The organism is Pseudomonas sp. LB3P14, from assembly GCF_054898045.1.
The window spans coordinates 3,284,109-3,296,534 of the sequence record NZ_CM142714.1 but is presented as its reverse complement, the minus strand read 5'-3'; the positions used below and the strand labels follow the sequence as shown (position 1 = coordinate 3,296,534).

Here is a 12,426-nt window from a genome sequence, read left to right as displayed (position 1 = left end):
TAGGAGCGAGGCTTGCCCGCGAAGAGGCCCTCAAGGACAAAACAACTCTCAAGCCCCCGGCACCGGGCAACTCAAATCCCCCTCCTGACACTTCAAATAATTCTTGAAAGTCTCAACCCGCGCCTTGGTCAATTCAGTCACACAGTTGCTGTAGATCAGCGGATACACACTCCCGCCTTCCACCCCGGCGCTCGAAAATTTGCACTCTGCATCCCGAAACGCAATCCACAAACGCTGCGCCACGATCAGCAGCTGTTTGCTTTCGGGGTTGCTCTTCAAACGCGCGTTGATCTGCTCGTAAAGCGCATTCAACTCCTTATCCGCCGCCTTGTGCTGCTGCGCCGCACACTGATTCATCGTGGCCTGATCGGCGGCGTTGTCACAGTCCACCGCATAAGCAGCGGTGGTGAACAGCAGAGGCGTCAGCGCCAGAAGAAAGCGTGGGTGCATGGGGATTCTCGCTTTGACGTGGAAAGTTGAGGTGCAGTGTAGCGAAGCGCTATCTGCTTGCGGTGTGAGCGTTTGAAGCTTTGAGCAATTGGTCTGCATACGCCTCGATGTCTTCATACATGTACACCTTCTCCCGCCAACGGTCGGGAATCGACTGCACACCGTAATGAGCCCCGGCCAACTGGCCAACGATGGCGGCGGTGGTATCGGCGTCGTCGCCCAGGTTGGCGGCTTTCAGGATGGCGGCTTCAAAGCTGTCAGTCTGATAAAAGCACCACAGGGCCGCCTCCAGTGAAGCAACGCAGTAGCCGCTGCCATGGATAGCGCTTTCAGGTTTACCCAGATAATCACCTCGCGCGATGGCGGCTACTTTGGGTTCCAGGAATGTCGTTTCTGACAAGCTGAGCACCTCTGCCTTGGACGCGCCTTGCAGTGCATGGTGGATCAGCTCGGCGAACAACTGACAGCATTCGATCGCTTCCGGTGCGGCGTGGGTAGTTCGCGAACTGTTTGCGGAAAACGCCAGGATTCGGTCGCGATCGGGAAAGTAATACAGCACTACCGGCACCAGTCGCATCAGCGAGCCATTCCCTGCCGTGTAGGGATCGGTGGACCCGGCGAACGGTTCGCCGGTTTCCTGATAACGCATCAGGGCGTCACGTACGGTCATGCCAATGTCGAAACATTCTCCCGTTGAGCTCAGATAACCCCATTGCCACCAATTCAAGTAACGACCCATCTGGTCGGCTGCCTCGAAGCCGTTTTTGCTCAACAGGCTTTCGGCCAGGCACAACGCCATCGAGGTGTCATCGGTCCATTGCCCGGGTTTCAGATTGAAAGGACCACCACCCACCATGTCGGTCAGGGGCTTGAACGTGCCGCGTGGCTGGAACTCGACGCTGGTGCCAACGGCATCACCGCAGGCCAGGCCCAGCAGGGCTCCGCGATAACGGTCCGTAAGTGAAAGCTGCATGAATCGTCCTTGTCTGAGTCAATTTCGCTTTTAACGTTAGCAGTTTCGGTCTACTGGTTTCCGTCTTCAAACCAGCAGTTACACTTGGAAATGCAGCCGAATATTTCGACAGGGTTGATTGCGATACCCGATTGATACAACTTTAGGGTTGGTCTTGTGGTCTTACAGGCCTACTGTTCAGTACAGGAGGTGACATATGAATCCAGCATCAGATCGCATCGAAAGGAAGATCCTGCTCAAAACGCCGCGTTCGCAGGTCTGGCGTGTGCTGGCCAATGCCGAAGCCTTTGGGCAGTGGTTTGGCGTTTCGCTGGAGGGCAAGCGTTTTGTCGCCGGTGAGTGGACCCAGGGGCAGATTACGTACCCTGGTTATGAGCACTTGCTTTGGAATGTGCTGGTGGAGCGGGTCGAGCCGGAACGGGTGTTTTCGTTTCGTTGGCACCCGTATGCGATTGAGCCCGAAATCGATTACTCCCAGGAGCCCACCACGCTGGTGAAGTTCGAGCTCGAGGACATGGATGAAGGCACGTTGCTGAAGGTCACCGAGTCCGGTTTCGATCACATTCCTCAGACGCGCCGGCTCAAGGCGTTCCGCATGGACAGCCGCGGTTGGGATGAACAGATGAACAACATCGAAGAGTTTCTCAAAGTCAGTGCCAAGGAACGCGAGCGTCAGGAAGAGTGATTGCTGCGTGTTTGAGCCTTGGCTGAAACGCTGGGCGCTGGTGCTGCCGAAGGTCAGCTGCAGGCCGCTAAACTCGCGGCCTCCATGCTTGATACCTGAGTTGTCTAAGGGTTTTCGGAAGGGCTGCTATAGCGAATGTCTTACACGCGATGATAGCTATGTCGTCTATTGCACATTGGATCCGAAGCGTAATCTAGCCTCATCAACCGAAGCACAGGAAGTGCTCGGGATCACGGATGATCGGCCATCAGCAAGGAACGCTATCGACAGGGAGTCGACATGGTCTTGGGAAAAACCCGCTTCGGCGGGTTTTTTTTCGCCTGTCGAAAATGCCCCTGGCAGATGAGTCCCGTGTAATTGGATGGACTCGCCCAAGCCGAGGCGTCAATGCGCCACGATGGCAGTCTAAACAGCCAACGACAGCGAGGGCGAGTCCATGAAAAAGCATACTTCGATTGATCAATCCCTGTCTTCTTCCGATTTGTCGGCCTGCACAACCGTGGCGGTCGATCTGGCCAAGCAGGTCTTTCAGGTCGCCGGTGAAGACGTCCTCGGCCAGGTGCACTACGAGCAACGGATCAAGTCGCGCGAGGCGTTTTATGAGTTTCTACGCCAGTTGCCGCCTCATGTCGTGGTTCTGATGGAGACCGGTCCGGGTGCTCAAGCCTGGGCCCGGCAGCTGCAAGACCAAGGCAATCTGGCGCGGATTCTTCCAGCCGGTTTGGTGGCCACACATCGCAGCAGGCCTAAAAATGATCGCAACGATGCGCTGGCGATTCTGCGGGCTGGTCGCGATGAAAAGATCTACGCAGTGCCGGTCAAAAGCGTTGCGGCGCTGGCAATGCAGGCGTTGCATCGCGCCCGCCAAGGCTATGTGCGTCGACGCACGGCGGTGAGTAATCAGATGCGCGGCCTGCTGCTCGAGCATGGCGTGGCCTTGGCGCAGGGCGATGTTGCGATCAGCCAGAAAATTCCGCGGGTACTGGAAGATGCCACCCAGCCGGTGCCGGGCCTGCTGCGTGAACTGATCGACGAACTGTTGGCCGAGTGGCGCCATTTGGGCGAACGCATCAGCGTGCTGACGGGGCGCCTGGAAGTGGCCGCCAACGCCGACATGACGGCGAAGCGACTGATGACTGTGCGCGGCATCGGCCCAGTCACTGCCACGGCACTGGTGGCCAAGGAAACCAAGCCTGAGCGATTTCCCAATGCCCGCAAGTTTGCCGCGTACTTTGGCATGGTGCCTGACCAGCACAGCAGCGGGCAGACGGTCCGGCTGGGGGACATGACCAAGCGAGGCGATGTTTATTTACGCAGCCTGATGATCCAGGGAGCCCATGCGGTACTGCAACAACTACGACCTGATTCCCAGCAACCCGATGACCGCCGCTTGTTGCGCTGGATGAGCCGACTGGGCCGTAAGGAGGCTGCGGTCAGGTTAGCCAACCGCAACCTGCGAATCGTCTGGGTGCTTCTACAGAATGACCAGACTTATCGTCGCCAGGCTGGTGATGGCCAGCAAGCGACGATGAGCCACTGAGCGACAGAGTTCTGCCACCGAGGTACTAACTGTCCGGCCCTTTGCTGAAAAAAAATTGACCCCAGGTAAGACCGGCGTGGATTGATGCCTTAGCTGCTACTGGCCTTCGAGGCCTGACTGTAATCGGCATACCACGAGCTCTTCCAATTTTGGCCAGAAGCCGAAGACGGCTTCCTCGAATAGGCCTAATACATAGATGCAACGGGGCGGCGGTTTTTCAAAAGCGGGTAGACAGTGAGGGCGAGTCCATACATAGCAGCTGCCGAAGGCTGCTACAGGAGAGGGTTTCACGGCTGAATGGTCAATGGCTTACACCAGAGCGCTGGCATGTCGTCTTTTGATGCGTCACCGATGTGTTTAATCTGGTTCCATCAACTGAGTCGCAGGATGCACTCAGGATCACGGATGATCGACCATAGGCCCGGATGGCTGCTGACAGGATGTCGCAATGGTCTTGAGAAACCCGCTTAGGCGGGTTTTTTTGTGGGCGATGGAAAGTCCTCGATGCAGCCGGGCGCTGGCTGCACCGAGGAAGGGATCAACGCACTGACGCCCGATCGAGTTTCGCCGCAACACGCTCGGTAATTTCCGAGCGCAATTTCAACGATCCGGCAGCACGTTTGCGCGCTTCCTCCAGCACGCTGACCGGAGCCATCTCAGGGCTGCCCGAAGTAAACGGCGGCGCCGGGGCGTATTCCAGCTGCAACTGCACCAGCTCTGCCGTGTCCTTATCGAACAACTCCGCAGCCAGCGTCAGGGCAAAATCGATGCCCGCCGTGATCCCGCCACCGGTCAGCAGATTGCCGTCGCGCACCACTCGATCCTTCACCGGGATCGCTCCCAAAGGCGCCAGCAATTCGTGATACGCCCAGTGAGTGGTGGCGCGTTTGCCCTTCAGCAGACCCGCCGCGCCGAGCACCAGCGCGCCGGTGCAGACCGACGTGATGTAACGCGCATTGGCGGCCTGAGCCTTGATGAAGGCCAGTGTCTCTTCATCCTCCATCAACGGCCCGACACCGCTGCCGCCGGGGATGCAGATCACATCCAGCGGCGGGCAATCGTCGAAGGTTGAAGTCGGTTTCAGCACCAGGCCCGTGCTCGCGGTGACCGGCATCAGGTCCTTCCAGATCAAATGCACCTTCACGTCCGGTAGCGAGGCCAGTACGTCGTAAGGGCCGGTGAGGTCCAGTTGCTGAACCTGTGGAAACAACAGAAAACCGATCTGCAACGTCATGGCATTTTTCTCATGAAGTGGGGGTAGACGCCTTTACTGTAGGCTCGTAGGATTTGGCGTATACGCCAATAACCCCACGAATTACGCCAATCATGCCGAAAACCATTCACGTGCTCGCCTTCGCCAATGTGCAATTGCTCGACGTCACCGGGCCATTGCAGGTGTTCGCCTCGGCCAATGACATTGCTCGCCAGAAAGGCTTGCCGCCGCCTTACGCGCCGACGGTGATTGCCAGCGGCGGCGGGGCGGTCATGTCGTCGGCGGGGTTGGCGCTGGTCGCCGAACCGTTGCCCGATGAGGGCAGTGACACGTTGATCATTGCCGGTGGCTGGGGCGTTTACGACGCGGCGGAAGATGAACCGTTGGTGGCGTGGGTGCGTGAACATGCGACGGGGTGTCGGCGGGTTTCGTCGGTGTGCACCGGGGCATTTTTGCTGGCGGCCAGTGGCTGGCTCGATGGCCGACGGGTGGTCACTCACTGGACGCGGTGCGAGCAGTTGGCGCAAAAACATCCGCTATTGCAGGTCGAACCCAATCCGATTTTCATCAATGACGGCCCGGTCTGGACCTCGGCTGGGGTCACCGCCGGCATCGACCTTGCGCTGGCGATGGTTGAAGAAGATCTTGGCCGCACGATGGCCCTGGAAGTCGCCCGGCAACTGGTGGTGTTCCTGAAACGGCCCGGCGGCCAGTCGCAGTTCAGCGTGACCCTCTCTTTGCAGAAGGGAGGCAACCGTTTCGACGAACTTCATGCCTGGATCAGTGAAAACCTCACCAAGGATTTGGGCATCCCGACCCTGGCCTTGCAGGCAGGTATGAGCGAACGCAGCTTCGTGCGCCACTACCGCGCCGACACCGGCCAGACTCCGGCCCGGGCCATTGAACTGATTCGGGTCGAGACTGCCCGACGTTTGCTCAGCGATACCGGCGTGCCAATCAAACGGGTGGCGGTGCAATGCGGATTCGGTAGCGAAGAGACACTTCGGCGCAGTTTTCTGCGGGCCATGGGCGTGACCCCGCAGGCCTATCGCGAGCGTTTCAGCGTCAGCCCTCCAGCAGATCCAATAATGCTCTGAGCGTTGCCTCGGGCGCTTCTTCAGGAATGTCATGCCCGACGCCCGCCAGCACGCGCCGCTCATAACGCCCGGTGAAATGGGCGATGTCTTCGTCTACCTCCGGTGCCGGTCCGACGCCATCGTCAGCACCGCACAGGGAAATCGTCGGTACGCTGATCGGCGGCTGTCGGGTCAGCGCTTCTTCGATCCACTCCAGCGCCGGGTCGCCCGGAGCGTACATGAACCGATGGCGGTAGGAGTGAATCACCACCTCGACGAAATCCGGATTATCGAAGGCCGGTGCGCTTAACGGATACAACTCAGGGCCTTTGGTCCAGGTGGGTGACCACAACGTCCAGAGCAATTCGCACAAGGCTCGGCGATTTTTCGTCAGGCCTTCGACCCCGCGTGGCGTGTGGAAGTAGTACTGATACCAGAGGCGGTGCTCGGTTTCCGGGTCCTGCGGTTCGGTGGAGTGGGGAATGTTCTGAAGGTTGTAACCGTCGCCGGTCACCAGGCAACGAACCCGCTCAGGCCATAGCGCGGCCACGATGCACGCCGCCCGACCGCCCCAGTCGTAGCCGCAAAGGGCGGCTTGTTGAATGGCGAGGGCGTCCATCAAATCCAGCAAATCCTGGGCGAGAGCGGCTTGTTGTCCGGAGCGCAGGGTGTCGGGGTTGTTGAAACGGGTCGGGCCGTAACCGCGAAGGTAGGGGACGATGACGCGGTAACCCTTCGCGGCGAGGGCTGGGGCGATTTCGTCGTAGGCGCGCGGGGAGTAGGGGAAACCGTGGAGGAGGATGGCGGGGTCGCCGGTGGTGGGGCCGTGTTCTTCGTAGGCCAGAGACAAACTTGGAGTTTTGGTGAAGTGGATCAGCGCTTCGTTGTTCATTCGACACTCCAGAGAGATTTTTTTGCCTGTTTCCTAGGCTTCGATTTCCGCCACCTGATTGAAGTACTTCGACCGATCCGGCGTAAACGTCACCACCATGTTGGTCCGCGAACAGGTCAACGCCCGTTCTTCACTCAGATCGATATCCAGGTCTTCCCCGCGCAACCCTTGCCACTGAGCGAGGTATTTGAGGGAACCATACTTTTCGAGTTTTTTAAGGCTGCGACTCACACCACCTTTCCAGCCCAGCACCGGCAGTTCGCCGGCAAGGCAGCGTTGGGCGAGTTCGGGGAAGCGGGCGGCGCGTTGGCGGCCGATCTCCCAGCATTTGATCAGGCCTTTGTCGTGGGCTTCCCACAATTCGTCGCGGTTCAGGCCGGACCTGAGTGGGGTGCCAATGCTGCGGTGGATGCGCTGGGTCATTCTGGTTCCTTGAATTCGGGTTTTGTTGGACAGCTCCGCTGTACCCGTTGACGGTGGATGGTAGGGGGGGATGTAACGGCTGGCAACAAAGGATTTTCGGGTGGTGGAGGCGGGTTTTGTTTATGAAATGTAGGGCTTCGGCCTACACAAAACCTGTGGCAAGCCCCTCGCCACAGGTGAGATGCGGTCTCAAGGCTGCCAGTAATTCTTCTCCCCACTCAATTTCCGATCCAGAAAACTCGCCGCACTGATCAGCGCCAAATGCGTCAGCGCTTGCGGCGTATTCCCCAGGTGCCGCGAATGGCCGTCGAACTCTTCGGCGTACAACCCTAGCGGGTTGGCGTACCTCAGCAACTGTTCAAATTCCAGATGCGCCTTTTCCACCTGGCCGGCGCGGGCCAGGCATTCGACGTACCAGAATGAGCACGCGGCAAAGGCGCCTTCGGTGCCGTCGAGGCCGTCGATCCGGGTGTCGTCATTGCGATAGCGGTAAACCATCCCATCGCGCACCAGATTTTTTTCGATGGCGTCGAGGGTCGCGAGCCAGCGCGGGTCTTTGGCGCTGACGAAGCGCACCAGTGGCATCAGTAGCATCGAGCCGTCGAGGGCGGTGCCGCCGATGTGCTGGACGAAGTGCCCGCGTTCTTCGTTCCAGAAGTTTTCCCAGATGTCAGCGTAGATCGCCTGTCGCGTCTGGTCCCAGCGGGCGAACGGGGCGGGCAGTGAGCGTTTGGAGGCGAGGCGAATGGCCCGGTCCAGCGCGACCCAGCACATCAGTCGCGAGTGCAGGAAGTGATGTTGTTCGCCGCGCATTTCCCAGATGCCGACGTCCTTTTTCTCCCAGGTTTCGCAGACCTGATCCACCACTTCCACGGCGTGTTTCCAGCCTTCATGGGAGATGGCGTCGCCGTATTTATTGACCAGGTACACCGCGTCCATCAGTTCGCCAAAGATATCCAGCTGGATCTGGTCGTAAGCCTGATTGCCAATGCGCACCGGTATTGCGCCGCCGTGACCGGACAGGTGCGAGAGTTCGGTTTCCGGTAATTCCTGGCGGCCGTCAATGGCGTAGAGAATGTTGAGTTTCATCGATTTGCCGTGGCAATCGCTGACCCTCCCGCGTAGCCAGCGCATGTAATCATTGGCTTCCTGAACGAACCCCAGGCGCATGAACGCGTAGACGGTGAACGAGGCGTCGCGAATCCACGTGTAACGGTAATCCCAATTGCGCTCGCCGCCAGGCGTTTCCGGCAGGCCGAAGGTCGCGGCGGCGAGGATTGCGCCATGTTTGCGCGAGGTCAGCAGCTTCAGCGCCAAGGCCGAGCGATTGACCATCTCCCGCCAGCGGCCGCGGTAGTTGGATTGGCCGATCCAGTCGCGCCAGAACTTCAGGGTCCGCTCCAGGCAGATCGCGGCGGCGCCTTCCTTGAACCGCGGGTCGTCGATACCGCCAAGCATGAATGCGGCGCTCTGGTCTTGTTCGAGGGTGAATTCGGCGACCGCCGCATGGCCGTCTATACGTAAAACCTGGTCCGAAGACAGGCGCAGGGACGGCTGATCGGCGGCCTCGAAGGCCACGTCTTTTTCATCCATGCGTGCGCGGGTCTTGGCGCGAGCGTAGTCATGACGCACGGCGCAGCGCATGTGAAACGTTGCCTCGCCGCTGACCACACGAACCCGGCGCATCAGCACCGGCGTGTCATCTTCGCTGTCGCCGATGGGCATCAGATCGGTCACTTCGACGACTGCGCGGTCGCTGAGCCATCGGGTTTGCAGCACATTGGTGTCGGGCAGGTAAATCTGTTCGCGGCGAGCATCGGGTAAATCCGGGGACAGTTGGAAAATCCCGGCTTCAGGGGTGTCCAGCAGCGAGCAAAAGATCGACGGGCTGTCGAATTCCGGCCAGCAGAAAAAATCCACGCTGCCTTTGTCGTTGACCAGTGCCGCGCTGCGCATGTCGCCGATGATGCCATGGGCATCAATAGCGCTTTGTCGTTCGGAATGATGATCAGCCATTGCCGCGAAACTCCGGATAAAGGCTCATGCCGCCGTCGATGAACAGGGTGGTACCGACGATGTAGTCGGAGGCATCGGAGGCGAGGAAGACCACCGCGTTGGCGATGTCCTCGACATCACCGACCCGGCCATAAGGAATGAGTTTGAGCAGTTCCTGTTCGTGGTCGCCTTCGGTGGCGGCGCGATTGATCGCCGTGCGTATGGCGCCCGGCGCGATGCCGTTGATGCGGATCCGCTGGTGGCTGACTTCCTGGGCGAGGGTTTGCATCAGCATGTCGACGCCGCCCTTGGACGCGGCGTAATTGACACGACCGGCCCAGGGAATGCGTTGGTGCACCGAACTCATGTGGATGATCTTGCCAGCGGCCCGCGAGACTCCGTCGCGGATGCCTTGTTGGTTGAAAATTCGCAGGGCGGCGCGGGCGCAGAGGAACTGGCCGGTGAGGTTGACGCCGATCACCTGGTTCCAGTCGTCGAGGCTCATGTCCACGGCCGGTGCGTCTTTCTGCATGCCCGAGTTGGCGACCAGAATGTCCAGAAAACCGAAGGCTTCGAGGGTTTGTGCGAATAACCGTTCGACGTCTTCTTCTTTGGATACGTCGGCGCCAATGGCGATGGCTCGACCGCCTTCAGCATTGATCGTCCGGGCCAGCGCCTCGGCGGGGGCGGCCTGGGCGTTGTAGTTGATCACCACGGCGGCACCGGCGGCGGCCAGGGCCTTGGCGGCGCCTGCGCCGATGCCGGAACTGGCACCGGTGATCAGGGCGACTTGTTGGTCGAGGGAAATCTGCATGAACGCTAGCGCCTTGAATTGGGGGCCTAATTAGCTGACTGGCGGGCGGTAGAGAGAGTTCACGTCGAACCATGAAAAGATCGTCACCTGATCGTTCCCACGCTCCGCGTGGGAATGCCTCATTGGACGCTCTGCGTCCAATTGGGACGCAGAGCGTCCCTGGCTGCGTTCCCACGCGGAGCGTGGGAACGATCAGGTCATGGGGGCCTTCACATTCAACCAACAATTAGCCACTTTCCCCTCGCTCAGCCTTATGGCAAGTTGCAGGCCCTTGCTGAGACCCGAACCATGGCAAACCCCTACCGCGAACTATTCAACGCCCCCGGCAGCAGAGCCTTTGTGCTGGCCGGCATGATCGCGCGCATGCCGATTTCCATGACCGGCATCGGCCTGATCACCATGCTCTCGCAATTGCAGGGTGGCTACGGATTGGCCGGCGCGGTAGCGGCGACGTTTGCCCTGGCCACGGCGTTTTGCGCGCCGCAGGTCTCGCGGCTGGTGGACCGCTTCGGGCAGCGCCGGATCTTGCCGGTATCGGCACTGATCGGTGGCGGGGCGTTGTTGCTGGTGTTGCTTTGCACTCGTTTTCAGGCGCCGCACTGGACGTTGTTTGTGTTCGCAGCGCTGGCCGGTTGCATGCCGAGCATGTCGGCGATGGTGCGGGCACGCTGGACCGAGGTGTATCGCGGCCAACCTGAACTGCACACCGCTTATGCGCTGGAGTCGGTGCTGGACGAAGTCTGCTTTATTGTCGGGCCGCCACTGTCGGTGGGGGTGTGCGTGGTGGCGTTCCCCGAAGCCGGGCCGTTGGCGGCGTTGCTGATGCTGGCGATCGGGGTCACGGCGTTTGTGTTGCAACGTGACACCGAGCCGGCGGTTCATCCGCATGAAGAACATCATCAAGGTTCGATCATTCGTTCTGGCGAGATTCAACTGCTGATGCTGTTGATGGTCGCGATGGGCACCATCGTCGGTGTGGTGGATGTGGTCAGCGTGGCGTTCGCCCAGCAACAGGGCCAACCGGCGGCGGCGAGCATTGTGCTGTCGGTGTATGCCATCGGCTCGTGCCTGGCCGGGCTGGCGTTCGGGGCATTGCGCTCGAAACTGCCGCTGCCGCGACTGTTTCTGTACGGCGGGTGGCGACGGCGGTGACCACGTTGCCGTTGTTGCTGGCGACGAACATTCTGGGGCTGTCGCTGGCGGTGTTTGTCGCCGGGTTGTTCTTTGCGCCGACGCTGATTGTGGCGATGGCGTTGGTGGAGCGCATCGTGCCGCCGGCCAAACTGACTGAGGGCCTGACCTGGCTTGTCACTGGGTTGAGTATTGGCGTGGCGATTGGTGCGGCCAGTTCGGGTTGGCTGATCGATGCATTCGGAGCGCGTAGCGGGTTCTGGGTGGCGATTGCTGCTGGCGCCGTGGTCCTCGGTTCCGCAGTCCAAAGCTTTCGCCACCTTAAATAGGCATTCGTTCAGTGACATTCGCGGCGTCTCTTTCGCGGGCAAGCCTCGCTCCTACAGGCTCAAACCGGACCGTAGGAGCGAGGCTTGCCCGCGAAGTCGTCTTCAGAGACGACTAATTCCCCGCGGCGCTCATCCGTTCTCTATACAGACAACTTTTCGAGGTAAGCCCGGTGACCCAGCTGACATTGCTCTGCCTGCCCTATTCGGGCGCGAGTGCCATGGTCTACAGCCGCTGGCGGCGCAAACTTCCGGAGTGGCTCAAGCTACAACCCGTGGAACTTCCGGGGCGTGGCGCCCGGTTTGGCGAACCCTTGCACACCGACATGCGGCGCTTGGCGTTGCAACTTGCGCAGGAACAAAAAGCCACGCTCAAGGCGCCGTATGCGCTGTTCGGTCATAGCCTTGGCGCGTTGCTGGCCTGTGAGATGGCCCATGCGTTTCGCTCGCTGGGCTGCCCGGAACCGGTGGCGCTGTTTGCTTCGGGCACCGCCGCACCGACCCTGCGTGCCGACTACGATCGCGGTTTCGCCGAACCGAAAACCGATGCCGAATTGATCGAGCAATTGCGCACCCTCAATGGCACCAGCGAAGAGGTGTTGGCCAATGAAGAGCTGATAAGCCTGACGCTGCCAGTGCTGCGCGCGGACTTTCTATTGTGCGGACGTTTCGAACCGCAGCTGCGCCCGTTGCTCAAGTGCCCTATCCATGTGCTCGGCGGCAAGGCCGACTGCGCCACCACCGAGCAGCTGATCGGCTGGAGCAAGGAAACCGTTGGCAGTTTCTCGGTGGACATGCTCGCTGGCGGTCACTTCTTCATCCATGAGCACGAGGCCAAGGTGTTGCGGGTGATCAAGGATCAGCTCGACGTTCACCATCGCCGGCATGCCATGGCTGCCAGCGCCTGA

At 60.0% G+C, this 12,426-nt stretch carries 11 protein-coding genes and 1 pseudogene; 5 read left to right on the top strand and 7 right to left on the bottom strand.

Annotated features, from left to right (window positions below; translation table 11 throughout):
* Positions 1-48 precede the first annotated feature (48 nt).
* Positions 49-450 (bottom strand): lysozyme inhibitor LprI family protein, encoded by a 402-nt coding sequence (locus ACYZT5_RS15285; RefSeq protein ID WP_462051829.1) that lies wholly within the window; start codon positions 448-450, stop codon positions 49-51.
* 49 nt (positions 451-499) lie between these two features.
* Positions 500-1,423, bottom strand: a complete 924-nt coding sequence (locus tag ACYZT5_RS15280) for an ADP-ribosylglycohydrolase family protein (RefSeq protein ID WP_462051828.1) — start codon at positions 1,421-1,423, stop codon at positions 500-502.
* Positions 1,424-1,619: 196 nt separating this feature from the next.
* Here ACYZT5_RS15280 and ACYZT5_RS15275 point away from each other — a divergent pair, with 196 nt between their 5' ends.
* Together ACYZT5_RS15275 and ACYZT5_RS15270 are read left to right on the top strand one after the other, a co-directional pair.
* A complete protein-coding gene (locus tag ACYZT5_RS15275; RefSeq protein ID WP_462051827.1) occupies positions 1,620-2,108 on the top strand; it encodes an SRPBCC family protein in 489 nt (162 codons plus the stop codon).
* Between the two features lie 481 nt (positions 2,109-2,589).
* Complete coding sequence (locus ACYZT5_RS15270; protein ID WP_462052256.1) at positions 2,590-3,648, top strand: IS110 family RNA-guided transposase; 1,059 nt, start codon at positions 2,590-2,592, stop codon at positions 3,646-3,648.
* Between the two features lie 538 nt (positions 3,649-4,186).
* Here ACYZT5_RS15270 and inhA read toward each other — a convergent pair.
* Positions 4,187-4,882 carry an isonitrile hydratase gene (gene inhA, locus ACYZT5_RS15265; RefSeq protein ID WP_462051826.1) on the bottom strand — a complete coding sequence of 232 codons (696 nt, stop codon included), beginning with the start codon at positions 4,880-4,882 and terminating at the stop codon, positions 4,187-4,189.
* Positions 4,883-4,974: 92 nt separating this feature from the next.
* Between inhA and ACYZT5_RS15260 the strand changes: the two genes are divergently transcribed.
* Positions 4,975-5,958, top strand: a complete 984-nt coding sequence (locus ACYZT5_RS15260) for a GlxA family transcriptional regulator (protein ID WP_462051825.1) — start codon at positions 4,975-4,977, stop codon at positions 5,956-5,958.
* Here ACYZT5_RS15260 and ACYZT5_RS15255 read toward each other — a convergent pair.
* The 4 genes from ACYZT5_RS15255 to ACYZT5_RS15240 form a co-directional block, all read right to left on the bottom strand.
* Entirely contained in the window at positions 5,927-6,829 is a 903-nt protein-coding gene (locus ACYZT5_RS15255) for an alpha/beta fold hydrolase (RefSeq protein WP_462051824.1), read from the bottom strand. The genes ACYZT5_RS15260 and ACYZT5_RS15255 overlap by 32 nt on opposite strands.
* A 33-nt stretch (positions 6,830-6,862) precedes the next feature.
* Positions 6,863-7,252 carry a hypothetical protein gene (locus ACYZT5_RS15250; RefSeq protein WP_462051823.1) on the bottom strand — a complete coding sequence of 130 codons (390 nt, stop codon included), beginning with the start codon at positions 7,250-7,252 and terminating at the stop codon, positions 6,863-6,865.
* A 189-nt stretch (positions 7,253-7,441) separates the two neighbouring features.
* On the bottom strand, positions 7,442-9,268 hold the full coding sequence (locus ACYZT5_RS15245; protein WP_462051822.1) for a glycoside hydrolase family 15 protein: 1,827 nt from the start codon (positions 9,266-9,268) through the stop codon (positions 7,442-7,444).
* Positions 9,261-10,061, bottom strand: a complete 801-nt coding sequence (locus tag ACYZT5_RS15240) for a glucose 1-dehydrogenase (protein ID WP_462051821.1) — start codon at positions 10,059-10,061, stop codon at positions 9,261-9,263. Before ACYZT5_RS15240 ends, ACYZT5_RS15245 begins: the two co-directional genes overlap by 8 nt.
* 288 nt (positions 10,062-10,349) lie before the next feature.
* Here ACYZT5_RS15240 and ACYZT5_RS15235 point away from each other — a divergent pair.
* Positions 10,350-11,521: pseudogene (locus ACYZT5_RS15235) on the top strand (MFS transporter).
* Positions 11,522-11,691: 170 nt separating this feature from the next.
* Positions 11,692-12,426 (top strand): thioesterase II family protein, encoded by a 735-nt coding sequence (locus ACYZT5_RS15230; protein ID WP_462051820.1) that lies wholly within the window; start codon positions 11,692-11,694, stop codon positions 12,424-12,426.